This window comes from Providencia sp. PROV033 (genome assembly GCF_028484855.1).
Lineage (GTDB): Bacteria > Pseudomonadota > Gammaproteobacteria > Enterobacterales > Enterobacteriaceae > Providencia > Providencia alcalifaciens.
This window is the reverse complement of the sequence record NZ_JAMPSW010000010.1, coordinates 1-25815: the sequence shown is the minus strand read 5'-3', so window position 1 is coordinate 25815 and position 25815 is coordinate 1. Positions and strand designations below refer to the sequence as shown.

Sequence of the window (25815 nt, the reverse complement as noted above, 5' to 3'; positions counted from 1 at the left end):
CCTATGATAGGGGTGTTGGCAGCGCTCGCTCGTCCTCGTCACATACTTATGTATGCTCCAAGGGGCTAACTGACTTGCCGCCTACCTCTAATGTGAACTCTTTAGGATTTATGGTGCGGATATTGCCCATGATGCATTCACCTTATTGCATATTCCTAATGCTTGAATAGAACGTAATAAACTAATCGCTCAAAAAATGACTTAATTATGGAGATAATTGAATTAGTTAAGTGATAAATTTAAGTTATAATTCAAGCATCGAGAGTAAGACTGGTAACACTACTAATTAAGGGCTAACGATGTTTGGTTATCGTTCAAATGAACCCAAAGTGCGTCTAATGACTGACAGAATGATTATCCGTTTGGCCTATGAACGCGATAATTACCGACTAGCGGACTATTACAGTTTAAATAAAGAATTTTTGACGCCATGGGAACCAACCCGTGACAATTCCCATTTTAACCCCTCTGGTTGGAATAATCGGTTACATGCGATGAGTGAAATGCATCGTCAAGGTAGCGCCTTCCATTTTGTATTACTGGATAAAGACGAAAACGAAGTCATTGGTGTGGCAAATTTCAGTAATATTTTACGAGGATCATTCCATGCCTGTTATCTGGGGTATTCACTGGGGGAAAAATGGCAGGGGCAGGGATTAATGTATGAAGCGTTAACCCAAACCATCCGATATATGCAAAAAAATCAAGGGATACACCGTATCATGGCGAACTACATGCCGCATAATATGCGCAGTGGTAATTTATTGACGCGCTTGGGCTTTGAACGTGAAGGCTATGCAAGGCAGTACCTTGAAATCAATGGGGAATGGCGTGACCACGTACTCACTGCATTAACGGACGATACGTGGAAATCGACTAAAGCCTAAACATTTACTCTACAATCGTAGTCAGTCTAGCCATCCGCTGTTAAACTGCTACGATTGTCTTCTTTTAGTTTAGCTATCATGAATTTATTAAAATCTTTGGCAGCAGTCAGCTCGATGACGATGATGTCTCGAGTCTTGGGTTTCATCCGTGATGCCATTATTGCCCGTGTGTTTGGTGCGGGGGCTGCTTCCGATGCCTTCTTTGTTGCCTTCAAACTCCCGAATTTGTTACGCCGAATTTTTGCAGAAGGGGCGTTTTCTCAAGCGTTTGTCCCGATTCTTGCGGAATATAAAAACCAGCAAGGCGAAGAGGCGACACGAACGTTTGTCGCTTATATTTCGGGGCTGCTTACCTTGGTTCTGGCAGTTGTTACGGTTATCGGGATGATTGCTGCGCCTTGGGTCATTTATGTTACTGCGCCAGGCTTCACGACAGATGCTGACAAATTTGTACTGACGACGGATTTATTACGGGTGACATTCCCGTATATTTTCTTAATTTCGTTGGCTTCGCTCGCGGGTGCGATTCTGAATACTTGGAATCGTTTTTCGGTACCCGCATTTGCCCCCACGTTACTGAACGTCAGTATGATTTTCTTTGCAGCCTTTGCGGCACCGTATTTTGATCCACCAATTATGTCGCTGGCATGGGCGGTATTAGTGGGTGGTGTGCTGCAATTAGGTTACCAACTACCGCATTTAAAGAAAATTGGCATGTTGGTATTACCGCGTTTGTCATTCCATGATAGTGGCGTTTGGCGTGTTATGAAAATGATGGGACCCGCGATTATCGGGGTATCCGTGGCGCAAATCTCATTAATTATTAACACGATTTTTGCTTCATTTCTGCAATCAGGCTCAGTGTCATGGATGTATTATGCAGATCGCTTAATGGAATTGCCGTCAGGGGTGCTGGGCGTAGCGCTTGGAACCATTTTACTCCCATCATTATCAAAAAGTTTTACCAGTGGAAACCACCAAGAATATCGGCATTTAATGGACTGGGGTCTGCGCTTGTGTTTATTACTGGCTCTACCTTGTGCCATCGGATTAGCGATGTTATCGGAAGCGCTGACAGTTTCACTTTTCCAATATGACAAGTTTACTGCCCATGACTCTTTGATGACCCAGTATGCATTGATGGCGTATTGTGTGGGCTTAACTGGCATGATTTTAGTGAAAATTTTAGCACCTGGATTTTATTCTCGTCAGGATATCCGTACACCTGTGAGGATCGCAATTGTTACGCTGATTATGACCCAGTTAATGAACTTAGCTTTTATTGGTCCAATGCAACATGCAGGTTTAGCGCTGTCTATTGGGCTGGCTGCGTGTTTTAACGCTGGAGCGTTATATTGGCAATTACGCAAGCAAGATATCTTCCAACCGCTGGCGGGTTGGCGTGGTTTTCTTGTGAAGCTACTTATCGCATTGGCGGTGATGGTTATAGTGTTATTTGGCGTGTTGCACTTTATGCCACCGTGGCAAGACGGCAATATGCTGATGCGCATGTTACGTTTAATCGGTGTCGTGATTATCGGGGCGGGTAGCTATTTTGTGGCACTGTATGTGTTAGGTTTCCGTCCTCGTGATTTTATGAAACGCAGTGTTGCGTAATTTCACTTAACAGGTATTGAGTTGCTATAGATGCCAACAAACTCCCCCCTCAACAGAGGGGGAGTAGACAATTACTGATGGTACGCACTTTCACCATGGGTGGTAATATCCAGCCCATCACACTCTTCTTCAGGGGAAACCCGCAAACCGACAAGTTTATCCGCTAATTTAAAGGCGATGAATGCCACTACGCCTGACCACACAATCGTCACGGCAACACTCTCAAGCTGAACAAAAACTTGATGAGATAACGTGACGCCGTCACGATAACCTAAGCCACCAAGCATGGTTGATGTAAATACCCCAGTCAATATACACCCTACAATCCCGCAGGTACCGTGGATACCAAATACATCACAGACATCATCGGCTTTTAGCCAACGTTTTAGGACCACAACACCCCAAAGCCCAATCACGCCGCCAACAACACCGATAATTAATGCGCCGATCGGTCCAACCGTCCCCGCGGCTGGTGTGATTGCGACTAATCCGGAGATACAACCTGAGCAGCTGCCGAGCATGGAGGGTTTTCCACGAAGTACCCATTCTGCAAAGGTCCATGAAAGGATTGCGCCAGCTGTCGCAATGATGGTATTGATAAATGCGAGTGCAGCAATGTTGTTGGCGCTGCCAGCAGAACCTGCGTTAAAGCCAAACCAACCAATGTACAGGACTGCCGTACCCATAAATACCATTGGTAAGTTATGGGGCTTTAACACTACTTGGCTGTAGTCGCTACGTTTTCCGAGTAAATATGCACCAACGAGCGCGGCAACTGCGGCATTAATATGCACGACAGTTCCACCAGCAAAGTCCAAAGCGCCGTCATCTGCTAACCAGCCACCTTCAGCCCATACCATATGCGCGATAGGAACATAAGAAAAAGTAAACCAAATGACGGTAAAAATGAGTAACGCTGAAAAACGAACTCGCTCACCTAACGCTCCGACAATTAAGGCTAACGTGATCACGGCAAATGAGCCTTGGAACGCAACATGGATATATCGGTTGATGGAGCCCGATAAGTCATCGATAGACATCGCGTTTAAGAAAGTTAATGAACCGTCCCCAAACACTTTGTTTCCCGCAGTGAATGCGAGGCTATAGCCGAACACAAACCACAAAATAATCACTACGCTAAAAATCAGCATGACTTGAGTGATCAGCGATAATACGTTTTTACTGCGTAATAATCCCCCATAAAACAATGCGATACCGGGTATGGTCATAAAGAAGACTAATGCAGTACAGATCAACATAAAGGCGTTATCTGCTTTATCAACGGTATTCACTTCCGACGCATAGGCGGGAAGGGCTAAAGCGCTTAAGGCGAATAGTGCGGTGGATAACCAAAATCGTCTCATTGTACGTCTCCCTTATAGTGCGTCATCGCCCGATTCGCGCGTGCGAATACGGACTGCTTGTAGAAGTTCAAAAACAAATAGCTTTCCATCTCCGACTTTGCCGGTATCTGCGGTACGCATAATGGCATCAAGGGCGGGTTCCAATAGGTCATCGCTAATAGCAATTTCCATTTTGGTTTTAGGTAGAAAACTCACTTCATATTCGGCACCCCGGTAAAGCTCCGAATGACCTTTCTGCCTGCCATATCCTTTGACTTCACAGATGGTCATTCCTTGAATGCCTAGCTCAGTAAGTGCTTCTCGAACATCTTCTAATTTGAACGGTTTAATAATTGCGATGATGTACTTCATAAATCCCCCTGTCTTTTTGAAAAGGCAAAAGAGATAAAGCAAGCATCATGCCAAATGTTAATTTTTTGTTTTTTTAGTAAGGAAGGCGCTAAATAGAGAGAATAATGAGATATTGCTCACCAAATAAGTGCAAACTTAAGGTAAGTTACAAAAAAAATGTTCAAAAAGAGTGCAACTTAGGCGACGAAAAGTAAAAAGCCCACCGAAGTGGGCTTTAAGCAAATCAACGGGCTTACATTCTTTCGACGGTTTCAATACCGAGTGTATCGAGACCCACTTTTAAGGTTTTTTGTGTCAATAATGCCAATTTTAAACGGCTTTGGCGTTGAGCATCGGTGTCTGCGGACAGAATAGGGCAATGTTCGTAGAAACTGGAGAACAGTCCTGCTAAGTCATATAAATAAGCACACATGACATGTGGAGTCCCTTCACGAGCAACCGTTAAGATAGTCTCTTCAAACTGCATCAAGCGTGTTGCCAGCGCCATTTCGTGTGGCGCTTCTAACACGATAGGTAGAGTTAAATCCGATTCGGTAATATCGGCTTTCTTAAAGATAGAGGCAACACGGGTATACGCATATTGCATATAAGGGGCGGTGTTACCCTCAAATGCCAGCATGTTATCCCAATCGAAGATATAGTCTGTAGTACGGTTTTTAGACAGATCAGCATATTTGACAGCCCCAATCCCGACGACATTCGCCAGATTCAGTAATTCGTCTTCCGCCATATCTGGGTTTTTTTCACGGATCAGCGTTTGTGCGCGTTCAACCGCTTCATCTAATAGGTCGGAAAGGCGAACAGTACCGCCAGAACGTGTTTTGAATGGCTTACCATCTTTACCTAACATCATTCCAAACATATGGTGTTCAAGCGCCATTGATTCAGGAATATAGCCCGCTTTGCGGACGATAGTCCAAGCTTGCATTAAATGTTGATGCTGGCGGGAGTCGATGTAATACAAAGAGCGATCGGCATGCAACGTTTCATAACGGTATTTGGCACAGGCGATATCGGTAGTCGTATACAGGAAGCCACCGTCCTTTTTCTGAACGATAACGCCCATCGGTTCGCCTTCCTTGTTTTTGAATTCATCAAGGAAAACAACAGTAGCGCCTTCGCTTTCTACGGCTAAACCTTTGGCTTTAAGATCAGCAACGATACCCGGTAGCATGCTGTTATACAGGCTTTCACCCATCACATCGTCTTCCGTCAAGGTGACGTTTAAACGACGATAAGTTTCTTGGTTCTGTTGCATGGTGATATCAACCAGTTTACGCCACATTTTACGGCAGTATTCATCACCAGATTGTAATTTTACGACGTAACCGCGAGCACGAACGGCAAAGTCTTCGTCTTCATCGTAATGTTTTTTCGCTTCACGGTAGAACTCTTCGAGGTCTGCCAGAGCCATATCGCTGGCATCTTCATTTTGTACTTTTTCTAAGTAAGCAATCAGCATACCGAATTGCGTACCCCAGTCACCAACGTGGTTCGCACGAATCACTTTATGACCGATAAATTCTTGAGTACGCGCGGCAGCATCACCAATAATCGTTGAGCGTAAGTGACCGACGTGCATTTGTTTTGCAACGTTAGGTGCGGAATAGTCAATAACGATAGTTTCAGCTTTGACGGGAGCAAGACCTAAGCGGTCGCTGGTCAGTGCTTTTTCTGCGTGAGCCGCAATCCACGTTGGGTCGATAAAAATATTGATGAAACCGGGACCGGCGATTTCAACGTTAGATGCAATACCTTCGAGATCTAATTGGCTAACAATTTGCTCGGCCAGTTGTCGGGGAGGCATGCCCATTTTTTTCGCTGCGCCCATCACGCCGTTAGCTTGATAGTCACCAAATTGCGCTTTGGCTGATTGACGAACAAGGGCGTCACAGCCTTCTGGAGCTCCCGCTGCTAGCATTGCAGCACTGATTTTATCTGAAAGAATAGCCTGAATATTCACCGGATTACCTTAAATAACGAACATAGTTACCGCATTGTGCCATTTCATGGGCGTAACTAAAAGGTGGAAGAGAAAAAACGGCAGGTTTTATACCATATTTTGGGGGAGTCGTGCTACAGTCTGCCGCTTGTTTCGCTTTTTATTATCCCTGCTTTTTATTGACGCAGGGGGGTCAACGAGAGTCATGTGAATGTTAGATTTCGATAAAATCCCACAATTAAACGATTTATGGTGTGACTTACCACAGTTTGAGCAAAATCTGCTGGCGATGGCACAGACTTTACATGTCTCCCTGACAGATTATATTATCGACCATATTTCGGTACGCTGTCATCATCAGGCAACGGCAGAACGCTGGCATGAGGGATTGCTACAATGCGCTGAACTGCTTTCGGATAATCTAATTAATGGTCGTCCTATTCGTCTTTATGATTTGAAAAAACCAATTCAGGTGGCTGGGCAGGATGTCTATATTATTGAGCTGCCTTTTCCAAAAGATAAAACCTACCCACAAGAAAGTTGGGAACATATTGAAATGGTAATTGATGTCGCACCAGAAGCACTTGCCGAAACGGCTCGTCGTTTGTTACCAGAGTCACTACCTGAAGGTTACTCCTATAAAGTTAGTCAGCCGAAAGGTCAGCAAGAAAGACTGCCAAATCCGACTTTGGCCGTGACAAACGGCTTAATTACTCTCAAATATCACCCATTTTCCCTTAGAAACATCGTTGAAAGCGAAAAATAAGTGATGCAATTAACGTTATTGATCATTACTCAGATATAACTCTAAACGGTGTGATATCACGCAGATAACATTTAATAAAAAATGGCATAGTTAGTTGAATGTCTAATAAAAAGCACGTTTTGGCCCTCAATTTTCAGCTCTTATTCTACTGAGCGTATGACCATTTTGGAGATCTTCATGGCGAAACTGGAAATTTGCTGTTTTGGTATCGAATGCGCCCAAGTTGCGCAAGAATATGGTGCAGATCGTATTGAACTCTGCTCGGGGGCAGCGGATGGGGGATTAACACCCAGTTATGGTTATTTAAAACTGGCACGCGAGAAACTTCATATTCCCGTTCATCCAATTATTCGTCCACGTGGTGGGGATTTTTGCTACAACATGAGCGAATTTGATGTGATTCGCGAAGATTTGCAGATGATCAAAGAGATGGGTTTTCCCGGCGCTGTGGTGGGGATCTTGGATCCTGAAGGGCGTATTGATGTTGAACGCATGCAAACTTTGATGGAAATAGCGGATGGTATGGCAATCACTTTCCATCGTGCTTTTGATATGTGTATCAATCCGTTATTGGCTTTAGAACAACTCAAAAACCTAGGTGTGGCACGTATTTTAACGTCCGGTCAGCAGCAAAGCGCTGAATTAGGTTTGCCATTACTCAAAGAGTTACATGAAAAAAGTCGTGAAATAGATGGCCCAATCATTATGGCTGGTGCAGGGGTTCGATTGGCTAATCTGACCAAGTTTATGGAGATTGGCTTAACTGAAGTGCACAGCTCAGCAGGTAAAACCGTTCCTTCCAGTATGAGTTATCGCAAGGCGGGTGTGACCATGGCATCGAACAGTGAAACCGATGAGTTCACGCACTACTGTGTGGATGGACCCACGGTAGAAGCCATGATGGACTTTATTTCAATCACGGAAAAAGTGCCGGCATAAGTCGTAAATTCAGAATAGGACTGACTGAATTTATGATAAGGAGAGTTAAGATAGGGAGGTTAAATACCTCCCCGAGGTTGATGACAAAGAGGGATAAAAACGTGGTTTTTCCCTCTTTGTGTTATCAGGCGAAAATCAATAAATTGATTTTCCTTGTTAATTTTACAACCCAAAAGAGCCATTTCCAAACCTGATGGGTTTGCTCATGGTCTGAGGGAGGTTAAATACCTCCCTTTGTTTTTAGATTTTTTTACATTGTAAAAACTAAAAACGACTGAATGAATTTTAAGGAAAAAATCATGCTGAAAAAAGTTATCTTAGCGTCGTCGCTTGTTCTCTTCACTGCCTCCTCATTTGCATATTCATTAGCTGAAAAAGAGAAGCATCAAAGGTATGAAACGGAAGTTTCCTCTCAAGTCTCGGCATTAAATAAAACGTGTGGCTCTGAGATTAAAGTGAGTTTTGATTGGTCGACCTTCACCAAAGAGCAACTCGATACCATCGGTATTGATGGCTATAGCAAAGAGATGCTTAAGGGGATAGCCAATGTCTGTGAACACTCTGAGCTCGCAAAACAATCAGTCGGTGAGAAAATCAAAAATATTACCTATTCCTATACAAAACCTAGAGTGATTGAATTGAAAGAGGGCTCATTATCGCTAGGCATGGATTTTGATGCGGCGAATGATACTAAAGCGGTAGAAGAGTATTTGATGAATAATTTATAAACTGGAATACCGTTGTTCAAATAAAAATAAAAACGTCCGAGAATTGAATATCAGCTCTCGGGCGTTGTACACATAACGGTATTAAAAACCGTCACGGGGTCTATTTTACGGTTTTTTCGCGACTAAGATCGCTCGTAAAGGCGCGGGATAACCTTCAATCGTTTTGGTACTATCATTAGGATCTAAAAACTCAGCTAATGAATCCGTTTGCATCCAATCGGTGCGGCGCTGCTCTTCTAATGAAGTGACCGCTTGGTCAACAATGCGAACATCCACAAAACCACATTTTTCTAGCCACACTTTGAGCATTTTGGCGGAAGGAATAAAGTAAACATTGCGCATCTGTGCGTAACGGTCGCCAGGGATCAGGCATTGGAATTCATCACCTTCTACCACTAAGCTCTCTAATACTAATTCCCCCTCACTGACTAATTGGTCTTTCAATTGCCATAAATGATCAAGCGGGGAACGACGATGATACAGAACGCCCATAGAGAATACGGTATCAAAGGCTTTCAATGCGGGGAGTTGCTCTATACCTAAAGGGAGTAAATGTGCGCGTTGATCATCGCCTAACAGCTTTCTTACGGCTTCAAATTGGCATAGAAATAGTTCAGTTGGATCGATACCGACCACAAATTCAGCACCTTCACCCAACATACGCCACATGTGGTAACCACTCCCACAGCCCACGTCTAATACGTGGCGACCTTTTAATGGGGAAATATGTGGTAGAACACGATCCCACTTCCAATCTGAACGCCACTCAGTATCAATCTCGACGCCATACAGGGAGAATGGACCTTTGCGCCATGGTTTTAATTGCCCTAAAATATTGTTTAAACGGCGAGTTTCGCCCTCGGTTAACTCAGGGTCGCGTAGGGCGGTGACACTGTTTTTGATATCGAGCTGGGTTGGTGTCATGACGGGAAGGTTATCTAACATTTTCTCCCATGAAGAGAACCCGCCATGCAAACCGTCTTTTTTCCATTCCGCTAGCTGCGCAGGTAACGTTTCTAACCAATGGCTAAGAGGACCAATCGCAATTTGTTGATAGAAGCGACCAAAATCGATCATAACTGCCCCTCTTTTAAGGCTAATAAGGAACCGAAATTAAAGCATTGGAACCAGACTTCACAGTGGGTAAACCCGACACGTTTTAAACGAGTTTTATGTGCCTCAACAGAATCAGTGAGCATCACATTTTCCAACATGCTGCGTTTTTGGCTAATTTCAAGCTCGCTATAGCCGTTGGCACGTTTGAAATCATGGTGCATATTGAACAGTAATTCACCGATTTGCTGATCTTCAAAATTAAATTTTTCAGATAGCACTAAGATTCCACCCGGTAATAATCCTTGGTAAATTTTAGTGAGCAATTTTTCGCGGTCATCAGGATTTAAAAACTGCAATGTGAAGTTAAGGATGACCATTGACGCATTTTCAATGTGAATATCGCGAATATCCCCTTCGATAACATCCACCGGTGTTTCGGCTTTATAAGCATCAATATGCCGGCGGCAGCGCTCGACCATTGCAGGGGAGTTATCAACCGAAATGATTTTGCAGTTTTCCACGGAGATATTTCGGCGTACAGATAGTGTTGCTGCACCAAGAGAGCATCCAAGATCATACACTTGGCTATTTGGCGTAACAAAACGACCCGCTAACATTCCAATCATAGTAATGATATTCGAGTAGCCCGGTACGGAACGTTGAATCATATCGGGGAAAACTTCAGCTACTTTTTCATCAAACTTCCAGTCACCCAAATTGGCGATTGGTGCAGAAAAAAGGCTGTCTTTATGGTTTGGATCCTGACTTGACATAGACTTGTATTAAATAGAAGAACAAAAGTAGTGGCGGATTGTAGCAGAAAGCAACTGAACCTGAAAACCAATCCGCACAGAAGGAAGGGTAAAATTAAAGCGTAAAGGAAACCATTTGCAGCCATGGTAGATAATACGCATTGGCAAGGAGCATTAACCCGATAGCGAGATATGTCCCCATCATCCCCATTCGTCGTTGTGAATAATCATGATTTTTTAAACCATAAGAGTGCAGAATGCGGCTCGCAATGAGTACAATTCCACACACATGGATCATCCAAACTTTGGCACCATTCATCTCCATTAACAGTAATAAAATTAATGAAATTGGAATGTACTCGATAGCATTACCATGCACGCGAATAGCCGTTTGTAATTCAGAAAACCCACCATCGCCAACAGACACACGGTACTGATTTCTAAGCTTTACTACATTTAGTGATAATCTCAGTAGCAGTAAGGCACCTAGTACAGCGTATAAAGAGCTGACCATTTTTTTGCTCTACCTCCATGGAGATAAATTAAATTTTCTAAATTTTAAAACCTAATCAGTAAATCTACAAATAGAAATAATTCATTTTTGAGTTATTGAATAAGATTATCGGCTTTAAGCTGTTTCAATATCTCAATGGCAGTCGTAGAGCAGCGGTCGGCATCAGTAGAATCTAACCACGCCAGTTCCGCAATTTCAGCGGCAGGCTGGGGCGTACCATCATAGTTAGCCTGATAACAACGAATACAGACTTGTGTGCCATCTTGCTTGCCATCTGCCAGCCCGACAAATTCACCGTAAAACTGGATAGAGTCGGGATGCAGGGTTAACGTCAATTCCTCATCGACTTCACGGGAAAGGGCTTGTTGGTCTGTTTCACCATGCTCACGTTTTCCTCCTGGGATATAAAATAGAGTTTTATTATGGGAGCGGACCATTGCCACTTTACCGTTTTGGACAGTAATTAAACCTAACTTATCAATGATTTTAGTGCTCATGATATTGCCTTTGAGTGCAGTAAAAAGCAGGCGTAAAACCACCTGCTTCAATCTTATTTTTTCTCGATAATTTTGACCAACTCATAACGGATACTTGATGCATCAGCGGGAGGGTTAGGGACATCAAATTGTTGAACTTCTACTACGTAGTGATAACCAGGTTCGTAGTTAAACCCTTGAATTGAGCTATAAAAATACTGCCATTCATCAGTTGGTTTTTCTTTTACTTTCATGCATTTCATTGGTGCAACACCAACGCAGTCAGCGAGAGAGGAATCGATATAAAAGACTTTGTTATTATTAGCAGGCTTCATCGTATTGGCATTGGTTCCGTTTTGACATCCTGCAAGCAGAACAAGAAAGGATGATGCGAGTAGAATTTTTTTCATAAAGTGTCCTCTGATTTCAGGCAAAAGTGTCTGAATATGAGTAATTATAGCAAAATGAAATGGGTAATAATTCCCAAAAAAATGATGATCTGACAAACAATCAAATTTTAATCATCAACTCGATATACAATCTTTTTCATCTGCTGAGAAGGTCGCGTGAGAATCGTTTTTATGGGTAAGGACAGTTTTTATTGATTATAGATAGTTTTTTTGTATCAATTTCGCAGTTAAGCTATAGAGCAAACTGTTTGTCTAATAGAATTTCCTATATAATGTCTGCCTTTTTTGACATTCTGAATTTTCAGCTCCGTGTTTCTTAACGATTGGTTTTATAAACAATAGGTTTCGCAAACACAACGTTTAGCAAATGGGTTCAGCAAAATGCCAAATTCCCGCAGCAAACTAAAGCACAATACGCTGAGTAAACAATAAGCTGAGTAAAAGGATAGAGTATGCGTACTAATTATTGTGGGCAATTAAACATTGCTCATGAAGGCCAGAAGGTCACTCTTTGTGGATGGGTAAACCGCCGTCGTGACTTAGGTGGTTTGATTTTTATCGATATGCGTGACCGTGAAGGTATCGTTCAGGTTTTCTTCGATCCAGAACGTAAAGACATATTTGAGAAAGCGTCAGAACTGCGTAATGAGTTCTGTATCCAAATCACAGGTACGGTACGTGCGCGCCCAGATAGCCAAAAAAATAAAGACATGGCAACGGGTGAGATTGAAATCTTTGCTGAAGGTCTGGATGTTTTTAACAAATCTGAACCTCTTCCGTTAGACAGCAACCAAACGAATACAGAAGAGCGTCGCTTAAAATACCGCTATTTAGATTTACGCCGTCCAGAGATGTCAGATCGTCTGCGTACTCGTGCGAAAATCACCAGCTTTGTTCGTAACTTTATGGACAAAGAAGGCTTTATGGACGTTGAAACACCAATGCTAACGAAAGCGACGCCAGAAGGGGCGCGTGACTATTTAGTGCCTAGCCGTGTCCATAAAGGTAAATTTTATGCCTTACCACAATCTCCTCAGCTGTTTAAACAGTTGCTGATGATGTCTGGTTTTGACCGTTACTATCAAATCGTAAAATGCTTCCGCGATGAAGACTTACGTGCTGACCGTCAACCTGAATTCACCCAAATCGATGTTGAAACGTCGTTCATGACGGCGGAACAAGTTCGCGAAGTGATGGAACGCATGATCCGTAATCTGTGGATCGACGTGAAAGGCGTTGATTTAGGCGACTTCCCAATCATGACTTTCGCCGAAGCGATGCGTCGTTATGGCTCCGATAAGCCAGACCTGCGTAACCCGATGGAACTGGTCGATGTGGCAGACATCGTTAAAGATGTTGAATTCGCCGTATTTGCGGGACCAGCAAATGATCCTAAAGGTCGTGTCGCGGCACTGAAAGTGCCTGGTGGCGCAGTGATGACCCGTAAGCAAATTGACGAATACGGCAATTTTGTGGGTATCTATGGTGCGAAAGGCTTAGCGTGGATGAAAATCAACGAACGTGCGAAAGGCTTAGAAGGCATCCAAAGCCCAGTCGCGAAATTCCTGAGCTTAGAAATCATTGAACAAATTATCGAGCGTACGGGTGCAGCGGATGGCGATATCATTCTGTTTGGTGCAGGTGCGAAAAATGTTGTGACTGACTCTATGGGGGCACTACGCCTGAAAGTGGGTCGTGACTTCGAGCTGACGGACTTAAATAGCTGGCAACCACTGTGGGTTATCGACTTCCCAATGTTTGAAGAAAACGGTGAAGGTGGCTTAACGGCTATGCATCATCCGTTCACGTCACCAAAAGATTTCACTCCGGAAGATCTGGCGAAGAACCCTGAAGATGCAGTAGCGAATGCCTACGATATGGTTATCAATGGTTACGAAGTGGGTGGTGGCTCTGTCCGTATTCACCGTAGCGAAATGCAACAAACTGTATTTGGTATTTTAGGCATCAACGAAGAAGAACAACGTGAGAAGTTCGGCTTCCTGTTAGATGCGCTGAAATACGGTACACCACCACATGCAGGCTTAGCATTTGGTTTAGACCGTTTAGTGATGCTGTTAACTGGAACTGATAACATCCGTGATGTTATTGCATTCCCGAAAACCACCGCAGCGGCATGCTTAATGACCAATGCACCAAGCCATGCAAACCCAGATTCGCTGGCAGAATTAGCGATTGCGGTTGTGGCGAAAGAAGAAGAGTAATGGAAAATTATAAGCGCCCAGAATCGGTATTAGTCATTATTGTGGCTGAAAAAACGGGGCGGGTGCTTATGATGCGGCGTAAAGATGACCCTGACTTTTGGCAGTCTGTGACCGGGAGTCTGGAGCATCATGAAAATAGTGCTGCCGTTGCAGCACTTCGCGAAATCAAAGAGGAAACGGGGTTTGACCCGCAACCAAATCAATTACATGATTTGTCGAAAAGTATCATCTTTGAAATTTTCCCGCATTTCAGGCATCGTTATGCACCGGATGTGACCCACTGTAAAGAACATTGGTTTAAATTGGTGCTCAGCGATGAACAAACGCCATTGCTGACTGAACACACTGAATTTCGTTGGCTTGACCCGCAACAGGCGGCGGAGCTAACAAAATCGTGGAGCAACAGCCAGGCTATTTTAGAATTTGCTGTTTAATTATTTATTGACGTTTTTGGAGATATTTCATGGCAGGTCATAGTAAATGGGCCAACACCAAACACCGTAAAGCGGCACAAGACGCGAAACGCGGTAAAATTTTCACTAAAATTATTCGTGAGCTGGTGACTGCTGCGCGTTTAGGCGGCGGCGATCCGGCAACTAACCCTCGTTTGCGTGCTGCTGTGGATAAAGCATTATCAAACAACATGACGCGCGACACCTTAAACCGTGCTATTGCGCGTGGTGTGGGTAATGATGACAACGATAATATGGAAACCATCATTTATGAAGGTTACGGTCCCGGTGGCACCGCGGTTATGGTTGAATGCTTGAGCGATAACCGTAATCGTACAGTATCGGAAGTTCGCCACGCGTTTACCAAAACGGGCGGTAACTTAGGCACTGATGGTTCTGTATCTTACCTGTTCACCAAGCGCGGCGTAATCACTTACGCACCGGGTGTGGACGAAGATGCGCTGATGGAAGCGGCACTCGAAGCCGGTGCAGATGACGTTGAAACATATGATGATGGTGCAATGGATGTTTACACCACCTTTGAAACGTTCGGTGCCGTTAAAGACGCACTAGATGCTGCTGGTTTCACTAGCGAAGCCGCTGAAGTTTCTATGATCCCATCGATTACAGCTGAACTTGATGTTGAAACAGCACCAAAATTAATGCGCCTGATCGACATGTTAGAAGATTCAGACGACGTCCAAGAAGTTTATCATAACGGTGATATCTCTGATGAAGTTGCTGAGCAACTGTAATTAAGATGATGTCTGCGTAGAGAAAGCGGGCTGTGTCCAGCCTGTTTTCTCTAACGCCTCTTCGACCTTCATTTTTTCTTTTATTTGCTATATTTATGATTAAGCGAGCGCTATTTACACTGTGATTGCGGTGGGAATGGTGATATTCCTATGTTGCGATTGTGGCAGTCATTAGATGGCGATAAGATGATATGAAAATAAATAAAGAGCAACTATAGGTTTTATATGGCGATTATTCTAGGTATTGACCCTGGTTCGCGGATCACAGGATACGGTGTTATTCGCCAACAAGGTAGACAATTACTTTATCTAGGAAGCGGGTGTATTCGCACGCAAGTTGATGATTTACCAAGCCGTCTGCAACGTATTTATGCGGGAGTCTCGGAAATTATCACCCAATATCAACCGGATGTTCTATCCATTGAACAAGTTTTTATGGCAAAAAATGCGGATTCAGCGCTGAAACTAGGGCAAGCCCGTGGTGTGGCGATTGTGGCGGCGGCAAATCAAAATATCCCCGTTTTTGAATACGCAGCTCGCCAAGTCAAACAAACGGTCGTCGGTACAGGATCCGCAGAGAAAAGCCAAGTTCAACATATGGTGAAGTCGATCCTAAAATTATCGGCAAGCCCCCAAGCCGATGCAGCAGATGCATTAGCGATTGCCATTACACATTGTCACTTTAATCAAAACTTGTTGAAAGTCGGTGATCCTCGTTTAGTGCTAGCCCGCGGAAGATTAAGATGAAAGCTGGATATGCATCCAGCATTTTTTATGGTATAAACAGCAAAGTTAAAATTTAGGACGCTAATCAAATTTAAGGGGTTCAGTGTGATAGGTCGTTTACGTGGCATTGTATTAGAAAAGCAACCACCCATTGTGTTACTTGAGCTGCAAGGTGTTGGCTATGAAGTTCATATGCCAATGACCTGTTTCTATGAATTACCCGAAATTGGTCAGGAAGCTATTGTTTTCACACATTTTGTCGTGCGAGAAGATGCACAGTTACTGTATGGTTTCAATGACAAGCAAGAACGCGCACTATTTAAAGAGCTGATTAAAGTTAATGGTGTAGGCCCTAAACTGGCACTCGCGATTTTATCGGGTATGTCCGCTCAGCAATTTGTGTCTGCCATTGAGCAAGAAGCCATTTCCTCTCTGGTGAAACTACCGGGTATTGGCAAGAAAACTGCCGAGCGTTTAGTGGTCGAAATGAAAGACCGCTTCAAAGGCTTGAATGGGGATCTTTTCAATTCAGTGAGCGATATTGATTTACCAAGCGTGAAGAGCCAAGGACCAAGCCAAGCAGATATTGAAGCCGAAGCGGCTGCTGCCTTGATTGCGCTGGGGTATAAACCGCAAGAAGCTAGCCGTATGGTGAGTAAAGTCGCGAAACCTGATAGCGATTCTGAAACCCTGATCCGTGATGCCTTACGCGCAGCACTTTAATTGAGAGATTAATACGATGATTGAAGCTGATCGCCTAATTACTGCTGAAGTGCTGCATTCTGAAGAAGAAGCCATTGATCGCGCGATCCGCCCTAAATTACTGGATGAGTATATTGGGCAACCGCAAGTTAAGCATCAAATGGAAATATTTATTCAGGCAGCCAAAATGCGGGGTGATGCGCTTGATCATCTATTAATTTTTGGACCTCCTGGGTTAGGAAAAACCACATTAGCGGGTATTGTCGCCAATGAGCTTGGCGTTAATTTGCGGACAACGTCAGGGCCTGTATTAGAAAAAGCAGGGGATTTGGCGGCAATGTTGACTAACCTTGAGCCGCATGACGTTTTATTTATTGATGAAATTCATCGCTTGTCTCCTGTGGTTGAAGAGATATTGTATCCCGCCATGGAAGACTACCAATTAGACATCATGATTGGTGAAGGTCCTGCTGCCCGCTCCATTAAGATTGATTTGCCACCATTTACATTGATAGGCGCAACCACGCGAGCAGGTTCATTAACGTCACCTTTACGTGACCGCTTTGGTATCGTACAGCGATTAGAATTTTATCAAGTTGATGATTTGCAGCATATCGTGAAGCGTAGTGCCCAATATATGGGGCTGGATATCACCGAAGAAGGCGCCTTACAGGTTGCGATGCGCTCTCGTGGAACACCACGTATTACCAACCGTTTATTACGACGCGTGCGTGATTTTGCGCAAGTTAAAGGCAATGGCAGTATTGATGAGTTGATTGCGAGCCAAGCACTGGATATGTTGAATGTGGATGCTGCCGGCTTTGACTATCTTGACCGTAAACTGCTGGTGGCCATCATCGATAAGTTTATGGGTGGACCTGTTGGCGTCGATAACTTAGCTGCTGCTATCGGAGAAGAGCGCGAAACCATCGAAGATGTGCTAGAGCCTTATCTTATTCAGCAAGGGTTTATTCAGCGAACCCCAAGAGGGCGGATGGCGACGGCTCATGCCTATTTACATTTTGGATTAACGCCTAAAGAAATTTAGCTTTAAACGTATTGATTAATACAAAATTGCTATAATTGAAATAATACTAAAGCTCATACAAAATGAGATGACCTCAGTGATTGATTCCCAGTTACTGAGGTTTTTTATATCCATCTCTTACTTGATTGAGAAGTGATCCCTGTTTAGTGAGTAAAAAAGGTCATTGAGATTGTATTTCAGCAGGTTTTAAAATAGATGCATTGATAATAATTTTTATTATCATGTGGTATTTTTTCTCTTATAGAAGGTTAAGCTCAATATGAATAAAATCTCTTACAAACTAACGCTTGCTGCGCTTTTATCTATAGCCGCAGTGTCTGGTTGTACAAAAAACACCACATCCATCACGAATAAAGAAACTATTGAGAGTTGCTCTCGATATCTGCCAGAAGGGTCAACATATTGGGTGAGTATCGAGGGTGAAATAGATCTTAATAAGAAATTCCATGGCGATTTGAATGTTAATGTACCCGATGATAAATCAGGCGATCCAAAATATTCAGGTGAAGGATTCAAAGTAAAGGTAAATCAATTTATGAATTGTGTCGGTGGATTTATAAACGATAGTATTGGCGATATAGAAGTAACTGTTAAAAATGGAACACAGAAAGCGGAACAATAAACGACCTTGAGTTTAACTAAAAACCCGCTAAATGAGCGGGTCTTCTAGGATTGACTTTTATTAAGATACTCTGTGTTATACAACTAGTTTTTTGTTTTTACACATAAACTCAAGATAAACAAAATGGCAGATGTGAGCACAACGGAAGGACCTGCCGGAGTATCGTAAAATGCCGATAGGGTTAGCCCACCAGTAACTGAAATCATGCCAATCCCAATCGCGGTAAGTGCCATTTGTTCTGGTGTTTTTGCAAAACGTCGAGCGGTAGCGGCAGGGATGATCAGCAAAGAGGTAATGATCAGCGCACCAACAAATTTCATTGCGATCCCGATAGTTAACGCCGTTACCATCATCAACAATAAGCGAGAACGTTGTAAGTTAATACCATCCACAAAAGCCAATTCTGAGCTGACTGTCATGGATAAAAGCGCCCGCCATCGATAAAAAAGCAACCCGCAAACGACAACCACACCGATTAAAATCGTTATAATATCTTCATATGTTACTGATAACAAATCACCAAATAGATAAGCCATCAGGTCAACACGGACATTTGCCATTAGGCTGACAACCACTAATCCCAAAGAGAGTGAGCTGTGAGCCATAATACCGAGTAATGTGTCGACGGCTAACTGAGGTCGTTTTTCTAACCACACAAGAATTAGGGCTAATAATAGAGTCACTGCGATAACGGCATAGAACGGGTTGATATTCAGTAGTAAACCGAATGCAACACCTAATAAAGACGCGTGGGCGAGAGTGTCACCAAAGTAGGACATGCGGCGCCAAACCACAAACGAGCCTAAAGGACCCGCAGCAATCGCGAGTAACATACCTGCAATCCAACCAGGTAGTAATAACTCAATCATGTTGGCAGTCCTTGCTGTGTTGGTGGGTTCTAATCACATTACCTTCTAAATCATGTTGGTGATTATGCTGGTGGCGATAAACGCCTAATTGCTGTGCTCCACGGTAGCCAAACATAGCAACGAATTCAGGGTGATTAGACACGACGTCAGGGGTACCCGAACAACATATATGCCCATTAATGCATAAAACTTGGTCCGTTTTTGCCATCACTAAATGCAGATCGTGAGAGACCATGAGAACCGCGCAACCCAGTTCAGTTCTCAATTGATTGATTAAATCATAAAGTGCGACTTGCCCGTTAATATCGACACCTTGGGCGGGTTCATCAAGAACCAATAAATCGGGCTTATTGAGTAGTGCGCGTGCGAGCAGAACCCGTTGAGTTTCACCGCCAGATAGCTTTTGCATAGGTTGGTCAATGAGATGTGTCGCTTTGACGCGCTCAAGTGCGGGGACTAAATGTTCCACGCGGACACCTTGCTTTAACATCATAAATCGCTTGACGGTTAAAGGTAGGGTTGTGTCCAAATGCAGTTTTTGGGGCACATAACCAATAGCGAGAGATGAGGCTCGGTTGATTGTACCTGACGTTGGCGATAGCAAGCCTAGTACCACGCGGACAATCGTCGATTTACCAGCACCATTAGGACCCAATAATGTCACGATATCACCTTTGTTCAGAGCAAAAGTGACATCTTTTAAAACGGGTTTATCGCCAAATGAAACAGAAATTTTATTTAAAGATAGTAGTGGTTGCATATGAAAACATCTTGCAGAAATCAAGTTGTGTTATATTATAACATTTCAATTTTAAGATCACGGAAAAATGTTCATGATACACAAATCGAAACTTATTACCCGTAAATTCATCTGCAAAGCCACGTTAGCCTCAGTTTTAACTGCATCGATATTGCCGATGGCAAATGCCGATGTCGTTACATCTATCCGTCCTTTAGCCTTCATTGCCGCTGGAATTGCGGATGGGGTGACGGATACACAAGTTTTACTTCCGGATGGTGCTTCGCCACATGATTATGCACTGAAACCATCGGATTTAAAAAAGATAAAACAAGCAGATTTGTTTGTTTGGGTTGGTCCTGAATTAGAGATGTTTTTAGAGAAACCGATCAATGGGTTAGCTCAGAATAAACGTCTAGCGTTAGCCGAACAGAAAAATATTCATGCGCTATTAATGGCAGAAAACCACGAGGAGGAAGATAGCCATCAACATGCCGATAAGCCTAATCATGATGAGGATCACGAACATCATCACCATGGTGAGTATAATATGCACATCTGGTTATCCCCAGATATTGCAAATTTGGCAGCCGATGACATTTACGCGCGTTTAGTAGAGCTTTATCCTGATCAAAAAGAGAAGCTGGACGTAAACCTTCGTAAATTCAAAGAAAATATGGCGCAAAGCGATAAGAAAATTGCTAGTATTTTAAAACCGGCTCAAAATAAAGGGTATTTTGTTTTTCACGATGCTTATGGCTACTTTGAGAAACACTATCAGCTTGCTCCATTAGGGCATTTTACGATAAACCCTGAGATTCAGCCCGGTGCCCAAAAATTGCATCAAATACGAACACAACTGGTTGAGCATAAAGCGCAATGCGTTTTTGCTGAGCCACAATTCAGGCCTGCGGTTATTGAAAGCGTAGCGAAAAATACGGGAGTCAAAATGGGTACTCTCGACCCACTTGGTAGTGGGCTGGCAATTGGACCAGATAGCTACATGAAGTTTCTGACGACGTTATCAGAACAATACGTAAGCTGCCTGAATTAAGCATAGAGGAATAGTTTAAAGTGCAGCAAATGGCAAGTGGTATTGTGCAGGCATTTAATGGCTTGTCCAAGACCCATAAAATTGTGTTGAGCACACTCACTGTCGCCACCATGGCCGTCGCAATTTGGCGGCCAGTACATATCCCTACCTCCCATGAACGTGACAGCTCTCCAGATACCATCATTCCTTTATCTCAATCTACGATTGAAACAGAAGGGGATGATTTAATTCAAGATAGTAGCGAACAGTTACCTGACGAAGGTGTTGCTGATACAGATACTGACGCATCTGATGCGGATGCGACGCCACTTGCTCATGAATATGTTGTTTCAAGTGGTGATAATTTATCGTCCATTTTGACGCAGTTTGGTATCGAAGCCGGCGATGTGGCAACACTCTCGAATCAACATAAATCATTACGTAACTTAAAAATCGGTCAAACATTAAGTTGGACATTGAACGCGGATGGCGAATTAGAATCCTTAACATGGGATGTTTCTCGTCGCGAAACGCGTATCTTTAACCGTGTTGGTGCGACCAATAAGTTCGAAGAAGTGAAAGAGATCCGCAAAGGCGATTGGTCCAACACGGTGATGACGGGCTCCATCGATGGCACATTTGCTCAAAGTACGAAAAAAGCGGGTTTGACGCGTACTGAAGGGCGTGAAGTTACCAAGGCGTTGCAGTGGCAAGTTGACTTTAATAAGCTGAAAAAAGGCGATAAATTTACGGTCCTTATGGGGCGTGAAATGCTGAATGGTACACATGAGCAGAGTCAATTAGTCGGTGTTCGTTTACAGTCTGGCGGTAAGAATTATTACGCTTTCCGCGCAGAAGATGGTCGCTACTATGATAGCGAAGGTAATGGATTAGAACGTGGTTTCCTGCGTTTCCCAACTGTTAAGCAATTTAGAGTCTCATCGCATTTTAACCCGCGTCGAGTAAACCCTGTCACGGGTCGTGTAGCCCCTCATAAAGGTGTGGATTTTTCGATGCCGGTTGGCACTCCTGTGTTAGCCGTGGGCGATGGTGAAGTGATTGTAGCGAAATACAGTGGCGCCGCAGGTAACTTTATTGCGATTCGTCATGGTCGCCAATATACCACGCGTTATATGCATTTACGCCAATTGTTAGTGAAGCCAGGTCAAAAAGTAAAACGTGGTGACCGTATTGCGCTATCGGGTAATACAGGACGTTCAACGGGACCTCATCTGCATTTTGAAATGTGGGTAAACCAACAAGCGGTGAATCCTCTGACGGCAAAATTACCAAGCTCAGGCGGTTTAACGGGCAAAGAGCGTAAAGAGTATTTAGAGTTGGTCAAAGAGACCAAGCCGCAGCTTAAATTGAAATAGCTATTTCAGTTTCTTCATCCTATGACTGGCAGATACTTGTGTCTGCCAGTTTTTTTTGTAATGCTCTTACACATTCATTTTTGGTTATCAAAATAGCCGTGATTCTTGGGTATAACATGAATAAAGAACAAGATACCGACAGCAAAAAAGGCTATGTGCCAACATTTCACAAATCCTATTTATTACCAAAATATTGGGGAGTTTGGATGGGAGCGGCTGTGTTTGTTGCGCTTGCGTACATTCCTGTCAAAGTCCGTGATCCCATGTTGGCTAAAATAGGAAAGTGGGTTGGTCGTTTGGCAAAAAGCGCTCGTCGTCGTGCAAAAATTAACTTGCTCTATTGTTTTCCTGACATGACTGAACAGCAAAGAGAGGTATTGGTTGACCGCATGTTTGAAACCGCGCCGCAATCTTTTGTTATGTTGGCAGAGTTGTGTGTTCGTGGTGCTGAACGCACATTAGCGCGTACTCAGTGGCATAATAAACAAATTATTGAACAGTTACAGAAGCAACAGAGTAATGTGATTTTTATGGTTCCTCACGGCTGGGCGGTTGATGCGCCAGCTATGCTATTAGCAGCGATGGGACAAAATATGGCAGCGATGTTTCACCATCAGAAAAACCCTGTTGCCGACTATTTATGGAATAAAGCACGTTACCATTTTGGTGGTCGCCTTCACTCCCGAGAGGCTGGAATTAAACCTTTTATTGCATCAGTCAGACAAGGTTATTGGGGCTTTTATCTACCAGACCAAGATCATGGGGAAGAGCACAGCGAATTTGTCGATTTCTTCGGTACCTATAAAGCAACATTACCAGCAATCGGTCGTTTGATGAAAGTGTGTAAGGCCAAAATTGTCCCACTGTTTCCGGTGTACGACCATGTTAATCATCAATTGCATATCTATGTTCGCGAACCTATGGATGATATTGATGGAATGGATGATAACTATATTGCTCGTCGTATGAATGAAGAATTAGAATTTTTGGTTGAGCCTAACCCTGAGCAATATACTTGGATCCTTAAGTTGTTGAAGACGCGTAAAGAAGGTGAAATTGAGCCATATCAGCGCAAGGATTTATATCGTTAGATACAAGGTGATATTGTATAAAAAGCCACGGAGATAACTACCTGTGGCTTTTTTGTTTTTAGACGTTACCTATTTATCAATAGATATTCTTTCAGTTTAATTTGCAGGGTGAAACTTCAAGGACATGAAAAATTCATCATGATGGAGTGATATTATAAATACATTGTTATATTCTTAATGGAATGAAATAGTTAGTTAAATTATGGATGATATATGGATAAAACAAAAACGACATTAGAACAATGGATAACGTTACAAGCGATAGTTGATTATGGTGGGTTTGCTCAGGCCGCTGAAGTGTTACATAAAACACAATCATCAATTAGTTATACTATTAGTAAATTAGAGCAAATCTTAGGGATGAAAATATTTGTAGTGGAAAAAAGACGTGCAATATTAACGGCGCAAGGGGAAACGTTATTAGCATTATCTCGAGAGGTCACAAATAAAGCGATTGCATTAGAAATAGCAGCAAAATTGATAAATAAGAAAAATAATAAAATAAAAATAGTTATTGACTCACTTTATGAGAGTGACTGTTTATTACATAAAATTGGAGGGCTAATCAAAAGTAGAAAAGATTATGATGTTGAATTAACAAAAACATTGATGAGTCGAGAAGATATATTCACATTTAAAGAATTTGACTTATTGATATCTCATCATCATTTGGGCTCACTGAACCCTACATTTCTGGGGGAGGTTGATGCCTTACTTGTCACAGAGCCAAATCATGTCCTTCAGCGATGGCCAAAGATAAAATAAATGCCAAGCTTGAGATGACGCCTCATATTGTTTTATCCTCAAATTTTGAGGATAAAATAAAAAGTCATCAAGTCATTAAAGTAAAAAATACGGAAACTGCGATTAAATTAATTAGCGATTCTATTGGGTATGCTTGGCTTCCTGAAAATATTGTTCATGATTTGATAGCGGAGGGCTTTTTAAGTGAAGTTAATGCTGATTTTGAAAAAGTAAAATATGATTTCTATATTTACAAAGGAAAAAATATCATAATAAATGATTTAATAATAAACTATTTATTTAATGATTTTTGAACTAATTAATTTTTATTTTAAATTTTTCATGTAAAGTTAATAAGTATTTTTGATTTTAATTTGAAAAATTGAATATAACCATTCATTAACTTAATTAAAATAGGATGTTATATTTCTTGCTTACAAGAAATGTTACCTATATTTCTTTAATAAAATCCAAATCAAATATCATTTACTCTATTTATAGGAGAAATCATGCATATTTTTAATAAAACTCTAAATATATTGGGAATAAATTTAGCAATGCTTACAGTACCAACCGTGCTGGCTTCTGGTGTAATTAATTTCACAGGAGAAATAACCGAGCAAGCTTGCACTGTAGATAGTAAATCACGTAATTTAAATGTAGATCTTGGTCGTGTTTCAACAAGAAGCTTGTCTTCTCAGGGGGAAGTTGCAGGGGTAACCAATTTCATTATTAAATTGGTTGATTGTCCAGATGATACTAAAGTGACGGTCAATTTTGCAGGGACACGTGACTCAGTTGATCATCATATTCTTGCTTTACATCAAGGGAATGGGATGGCAAAAAATGTCGGTGTTGCACTATATGAAAAGAATGCAGTAACGCCAATAAAGCTGTATGAAAATACGAAAGAAGTTGAATTAGACGGGGACTCCGTTGAATTAGAGTATGTTGCGGCGTATAAAGCGACAGGTGTCGCAACCGCAGGGCAAGCAAACAGCAGTGCGGTCTATAGTATTAAATATCAATAATAATATGAAGGGTGATATTTATCATCCTTCTTTATTTCTATTTTATGTCGGTATTTATATGAAAAAAATCCATGTTACTGTTTTTTTATATTTCTGTTTCATTTCTTTTTCTTCAGCTAAAGGTATTAGTGTGGGGGGGACGCGTTTTGTCTATATGGATAATAAACGTGAAATTACAATTCCAATTTTTAATAGTAGTGATAAAACCCCTTTTTTAATTCAAAGTTGGGTGACGGGGTTTGACGAAGAAGTTAAAGCACCATTTATTGCAACACCTGCTTTATTTAGAATTGAACCCAATAGCTATGGCTCAGCAAGGATTACATATACTGGAAAACCACTGAGTTCTAATCAAGAAAAAATATACCTATTAAATATAAAATCCATTCCACCTAAAAATGAAAGTATTGAAAATGAATTGCAAATTATCATTAACTCACAGTTTAAGTTTTTTTTGCGTTCAAAAGATATTCAGCCGTTAAATTTCGATGACATTAATATAACGAAAGATATTAATGGGGTGAAAGTTGATAATAGAACTCCTTATCACTTATCAATAAAAAGTATTTTAATTAATGGCAAGGGCGTAAAAGGAATAAAAAT

General features: G+C 42.3%; 29 protein-coding genes. 19 read left to right on the top strand and 10 right to left on the bottom strand.

Features of this window, described 5'->3' with window-relative positions; genetic code table 11:
- The first annotated feature begins 299 nt into the window (after positions 1 to 299).
- The gene (gene rimJ / locus PSF16_RS03765; RefSeq protein ID WP_006661848.1) at positions 300 to 887 is read left to right on the top strand and encodes a ribosomal protein S5-alanine N-acetyltransferase; all 588 of its coding nucleotides are present in this window, start codon (positions 300 to 302) and stop codon (positions 885 to 887) included.
- A 78-nt stretch (positions 888 to 965) separates the two neighbouring features.
- Positions 966 to 2504: a murein biosynthesis integral membrane protein MurJ gene (murJ, locus tag PSF16_RS03760; protein WP_006661847.1), complete on the top strand. Its 1539-nt coding sequence runs from the start codon at positions 966 to 968 to the stop codon at positions 2502 to 2504.
- A 71-nt stretch (positions 2505 to 2575) separates the two neighbouring features.
- On the opposite strand, the gene amtB is transcribed toward murJ, so the two are convergent.
- The 3 genes from amtB to argS form a co-directional block, all read right to left on the bottom strand.
- Positions 2576 to 3868, bottom strand: a complete 1293-nt coding sequence (gene amtB, locus PSF16_RS03755) for an ammonium transporter AmtB (RefSeq protein ID WP_006659962.1) — start codon at positions 3866 to 3868, stop codon at positions 2576 to 2578.
- Between the two features lie 12 nt (positions 3869 to 3880).
- Positions 3881 to 4219 carry a P-II family nitrogen regulator gene (locus PSF16_RS03750; RefSeq protein WP_006659961.1) on the bottom strand — a complete coding sequence of 113 codons (339 nt, stop codon included), beginning with the start codon at positions 4217 to 4219 and terminating at the stop codon, positions 3881 to 3883.
- 232 nt (positions 4220 to 4451) lie between these two features.
- Positions 4452 to 6182: an arginine--tRNA ligase gene (gene argS / locus PSF16_RS03745; RefSeq protein ID WP_272688788.1), complete on the bottom strand. Its 1731-nt coding sequence runs from the start codon at positions 6180 to 6182 to the stop codon at positions 4452 to 4454.
- Between the two features lie 190 nt (positions 6183 to 6372).
- Here argS and PSF16_RS03740 point away from each other — a divergent pair, with 190 nt between their 5' ends.
- The 3 genes from PSF16_RS03740 to PSF16_RS03730 all read left to right on the top strand — a co-directional run bounded on the left by PSF16_RS03740 (position 6373) and on the right by PSF16_RS03730 (position 8594).
- The gene (locus PSF16_RS03740; RefSeq protein ID WP_224050992.1) at positions 6373 to 6927 is read left to right on the top strand and encodes a VOC family protein; all 555 of its coding nucleotides are present in this window, start codon (positions 6373 to 6375) and stop codon (positions 6925 to 6927) included.
- Positions 6928 to 7104: 177 nt separating this feature from the next.
- Positions 7105 to 7866 (top strand): copper homeostasis protein CutC, encoded by a 762-nt coding sequence (gene cutC / locus PSF16_RS03735; RefSeq protein ID WP_006661844.1) that lies wholly within the window; start codon positions 7105 to 7107, stop codon positions 7864 to 7866.
- A 299-nt stretch (positions 7867 to 8165) separates the two neighbouring features.
- A complete protein-coding gene (locus tag PSF16_RS03730; protein WP_036963539.1) occupies positions 8166 to 8594 on the top strand; it encodes a hypothetical protein in 429 nt (142 codons plus the stop codon).
- Between the two features lie 105 nt (positions 8595 to 8699).
- On the opposite strand, the gene cmoB is transcribed toward PSF16_RS03730, so the two are convergent.
- The 5 genes from cmoB to PSF16_RS03705 form a co-directional block, all read right to left on the bottom strand.
- Positions 8700 to 9671, bottom strand: a complete 972-nt coding sequence (gene cmoB, locus PSF16_RS03725; RefSeq protein ID WP_006661842.1) for a tRNA 5-methoxyuridine(34)/uridine 5-oxyacetic acid(34) synthase CmoB — start codon at positions 9669 to 9671, stop codon at positions 8700 to 8702.
- Complete coding sequence (gene cmoA, locus PSF16_RS03720) at positions 9668 to 10423, bottom strand: carboxy-S-adenosyl-L-methionine synthase CmoA (protein ID WP_006659954.1); 756 nt, start codon at positions 10421 to 10423, stop codon at positions 9668 to 9670. Before cmoA ends, cmoB begins: the two co-directional genes overlap by 4 nt.
- A gap of 94 nt (positions 10424 to 10517) precedes the next feature.
- Positions 10518 to 10916, bottom strand: a complete 399-nt coding sequence (locus PSF16_RS03715) for an MAPEG family protein (protein ID WP_006659953.1) — start codon at positions 10914 to 10916, stop codon at positions 10518 to 10520.
- Positions 10917 to 11008: 92 nt separating this feature from the next.
- Positions 11009 to 11413, bottom strand: coding sequence for an NUDIX hydrolase (locus PSF16_RS03710; RefSeq protein WP_036963543.1), 405 nt, complete (start codon positions 11411 to 11413; stop codon positions 11009 to 11011).
- A 53-nt stretch (positions 11414 to 11466) separates the two neighbouring features.
- The gene (locus tag PSF16_RS03705; RefSeq protein WP_006659951.1) at positions 11467 to 11802 is read right to left on the bottom strand and encodes a DUF4377 domain-containing protein; all 336 of its coding nucleotides are present in this window, start codon (positions 11800 to 11802) and stop codon (positions 11467 to 11469) included.
- Positions 11803 to 12254: 452 nt separating this feature from the next.
- On the opposite strand from PSF16_RS03705, the gene aspS reads away from it, so the two are divergent.
- The 7 genes from aspS (at position 12255) to PSF16_RS03670 (ending at position 18329) form a co-directional block, all read left to right on the top strand.
- Entirely contained in the window at positions 12255 to 14024 is a 1770-nt protein-coding gene (gene aspS / locus PSF16_RS03700) for an aspartate--tRNA ligase (protein ID WP_006661840.1), read from the top strand.
- Positions 14024 to 14458, top strand: a complete 435-nt coding sequence (gene nudB / locus PSF16_RS03695; protein ID WP_006659949.1) for a dihydroneopterin triphosphate diphosphatase — start codon at positions 14024 to 14026, stop codon at positions 14456 to 14458. The genes aspS and nudB overlap by 1 nt, the downstream gene beginning before the upstream one ends.
- A gap of 29 nt (positions 14459 to 14487) precedes the next feature.
- Entirely contained in the window at positions 14488 to 15231 is a 744-nt protein-coding gene (locus PSF16_RS03690; protein ID WP_006661839.1) for a YebC/PmpR family DNA-binding transcriptional regulator, read from the top strand.
- Between the two features lie 225 nt (positions 15232 to 15456).
- Positions 15457 to 15978, top strand: coding sequence for a crossover junction endodeoxyribonuclease RuvC (gene ruvC / locus PSF16_RS03685; protein WP_006659947.1), 522 nt, complete (start codon positions 15457 to 15459; stop codon positions 15976 to 15978).
- Positions 15979 to 16062: 84 nt separating this feature from the next.
- On the top strand, positions 16063 to 16680 hold the full coding sequence (gene ruvA, locus PSF16_RS03680; RefSeq protein WP_006659946.1) for a Holliday junction branch migration protein RuvA: 618 nt from the start codon (positions 16063 to 16065) through the stop codon (positions 16678 to 16680).
- Positions 16681 to 16696: 16 nt separating this feature from the next.
- Positions 16697 to 17707: a Holliday junction branch migration DNA helicase RuvB gene (gene ruvB, locus PSF16_RS03675; RefSeq protein ID WP_006661838.1), complete on the top strand. Its 1011-nt coding sequence runs from the start codon at positions 16697 to 16699 to the stop codon at positions 17705 to 17707.
- Positions 17708 to 17966: 259 nt separating this feature from the next.
- Positions 17967 to 18329, top strand: coding sequence for a hypothetical protein (locus PSF16_RS03670; RefSeq protein ID WP_036975824.1), 363 nt, complete (start codon positions 17967 to 17969; stop codon positions 18327 to 18329).
- Between the two features lie 83 nt (positions 18330 to 18412).
- Here the strand turns inward: PSF16_RS03670 and znuB are convergent, their stop codons facing one another.
- Positions 18413 to 19198, bottom strand: a complete 786-nt coding sequence (znuB, locus tag PSF16_RS03665) for a zinc ABC transporter permease subunit ZnuB (RefSeq protein WP_006659943.1) — start codon at positions 19196 to 19198, stop codon at positions 18413 to 18415.
- Complete coding sequence (gene znuC, locus PSF16_RS03660) at positions 19191 to 19958, bottom strand: zinc ABC transporter ATP-binding protein ZnuC (protein ID WP_006661836.1); 768 nt, start codon at positions 19956 to 19958, stop codon at positions 19191 to 19193. The genes znuB and znuC overlap by 8 nt, the downstream gene beginning before the upstream one ends.
- A 73-nt stretch (positions 19959 to 20031) precedes the next feature.
- Between znuC and znuA the strand changes: the two genes are divergently transcribed.
- The 7 genes from znuA to PSF16_RS03625 all read left to right on the top strand — a co-directional run.
- The gene (gene znuA / locus PSF16_RS03655; protein ID WP_272688787.1) at positions 20032 to 20991 is read left to right on the top strand and encodes a zinc ABC transporter substrate-binding protein ZnuA; all 960 of its coding nucleotides are present in this window, start codon (positions 20032 to 20034) and stop codon (positions 20989 to 20991) included.
- A gap of 29 nt (positions 20992 to 21020) precedes the next feature.
- Positions 21021 to 22346, top strand: a complete 1326-nt coding sequence (mepM, locus tag PSF16_RS03650; RefSeq protein ID WP_048654606.1) for a murein DD-endopeptidase MepM — start codon at positions 21021 to 21023, stop codon at positions 22344 to 22346.
- A 116-nt stretch (positions 22347 to 22462) separates the two neighbouring features.
- Positions 22463 to 23437, top strand: a complete 975-nt coding sequence (gene lpxM / locus PSF16_RS03645) for a lauroyl-Kdo(2)-lipid IV(A) myristoyltransferase (protein ID WP_006661833.1) — start codon at positions 22463 to 22465, stop codon at positions 23435 to 23437.
- Positions 23438 to 23650: 213 nt separating this feature from the next.
- Positions 23651 to 24202 carry a LysR family transcriptional regulator gene (locus tag PSF16_RS03640; protein ID WP_272688786.1) on the top strand — a complete coding sequence of 184 codons (552 nt, stop codon included), beginning with the start codon at positions 23651 to 23653 and terminating at the stop codon, positions 24200 to 24202.
- Entirely contained in the window at positions 24184 to 24495 is a 312-nt protein-coding gene (locus PSF16_RS03635) for a hypothetical protein (protein WP_272688785.1), read from the top strand. The genes PSF16_RS03640 and PSF16_RS03635 overlap by 19 nt, the downstream gene beginning before the upstream one ends.
- A gap of 195 nt (positions 24496 to 24690) precedes the next feature.
- Positions 24691 to 25212: a fimbrial protein gene (locus tag PSF16_RS03630; protein WP_006659937.1), complete on the top strand. Its 522-nt coding sequence runs from the start codon at positions 24691 to 24693 to the stop codon at positions 25210 to 25212.
- Positions 25154 to 25815: fimbrial biogenesis chaperone (locus PSF16_RS03625; RefSeq protein ID WP_272688784.1), on the top strand; the 662-nt coding region annotated here is incomplete at its 3' end. The genes PSF16_RS03630 and PSF16_RS03625, both read left to right, overlap by 59 nt.

Coding starts and splice junctions, on each gene's coding strand:
- rimJ (WP_006661848.1), top strand. CDS start 300: ATGTTTGGTTATCGTTCAAATGAACCCAAAGTGCGTCTAATGACTGAC.
- murJ (WP_006661847.1), top strand. CDS start 966: ATGAATTTATTAAAATCTTTGGCAGCAGTCAGCTCGATGACGATGATG.
- amtB (WP_006659962.1), bottom strand. CDS start 3,868: ATGAGACGATTTTGGTTATCCACCGCACTATTCGCCTTAAGCGCTTTA.
- PSF16_RS03750 (WP_006659961.1), bottom strand. CDS start 4,219: ATGAAGTACATCATCGCAATTATTAAACCGTTCAAATTAGAAGATGTT.
- PSF16_RS03740 (WP_224050992.1), top strand. CDS start 6,373: ATGTTAGATTTCGATAAAATCCCACAATTAAACGATTTATGGTGTGAC.
- cutC (WP_006661844.1), top strand. CDS start 7,105: ATGGCGAAACTGGAAATTTGCTGTTTTGGTATCGAATGCGCCCAAGTT.
- PSF16_RS03730 (WP_036963539.1), top strand. CDS start 8,166: ATGCTGAAAAAAGTTATCTTAGCGTCGTCGCTTGTTCTCTTCACTGCC.
- cmoB (WP_006661842.1), bottom strand. CDS start 9,671: ATGATCGATTTTGGTCGCTTCTATCAACAAATTGCGATTGGTCCTCTT.
- cmoA (WP_006659954.1), bottom strand. CDS start 10,423: ATGTCAAGTCAGGATCCAAACCATAAAGACAGCCTTTTTTCTGCACCA.
- PSF16_RS03715 (WP_006659953.1), bottom strand. CDS start 10,916: ATGGTCAGCTCTTTATACGCTGTACTAGGTGCCTTACTGCTACTGAGA.
- PSF16_RS03710 (WP_036963543.1), bottom strand. CDS start 11,413: ATGAGCACTAAAATCATTGATAAGTTAGGTTTAATTACTGTCCAAAAC.
- PSF16_RS03705 (WP_006659951.1), bottom strand. CDS start 11,802: ATGAAAAAAATTCTACTCGCATCATCCTTTCTTGTTCTGCTTGCAGGA.
- aspS (WP_006661840.1), top strand. CDS start 12,255: ATGCGTACTAATTATTGTGGGCAATTAAACATTGCTCATGAAGGCCAG.
- nudB (WP_006659949.1), top strand. CDS start 14,024: ATGGAAAATTATAAGCGCCCAGAATCGGTATTAGTCATTATTGTGGCT.
- PSF16_RS03690 (WP_006661839.1), top strand. CDS start 14,488: ATGGCAGGTCATAGTAAATGGGCCAACACCAAACACCGTAAAGCGGCA.
- ruvC (WP_006659947.1), top strand. CDS start 15,457: ATGGCGATTATTCTAGGTATTGACCCTGGTTCGCGGATCACAGGATAC.
- ruvB (WP_006661838.1), top strand. CDS start 16,697: ATGATTGAAGCTGATCGCCTAATTACTGCTGAAGTGCTGCATTCTGAA.
- PSF16_RS03670 (WP_036975824.1), top strand. CDS start 17,967: ATGAATAAAATCTCTTACAAACTAACGCTTGCTGCGCTTTTATCTATA.
- znuB (WP_006659943.1), bottom strand. CDS start 19,198: ATGATTGAGTTATTACTACCTGGTTGGATTGCAGGTATGTTACTCGCG.
- znuC (WP_006661836.1), bottom strand. CDS start 19,958: ATGCAACCACTACTATCTTTAAATAAAATTTCTGTTTCATTTGGCGAT.
- znuA (WP_272688787.1), top strand. CDS start 20,032: ATGATACACAAATCGAAACTTATTACCCGTAAATTCATCTGCAAAGCC.
- mepM (WP_048654606.1), top strand. CDS start 21,021: ATGGCAAGTGGTATTGTGCAGGCATTTAATGGCTTGTCCAAGACCCAT.
- lpxM (WP_006661833.1), top strand. CDS start 22,463: ATGAATAAAGAACAAGATACCGACAGCAAAAAAGGCTATGTGCCAACA.
- PSF16_RS03640 (WP_272688786.1), top strand. CDS start 23,651: ATGGATAAAACAAAAACGACATTAGAACAATGGATAACGTTACAAGCG.
- PSF16_RS03635 (WP_272688785.1), top strand. CDS start 24,184: ATGGCCAAAGATAAAATAAATGCCAAGCTTGAGATGACGCCTCATATT.
- PSF16_RS03630 (WP_006659937.1), top strand. CDS start 24,691: ATGCATATTTTTAATAAAACTCTAAATATATTGGGAATAAATTTAGCA.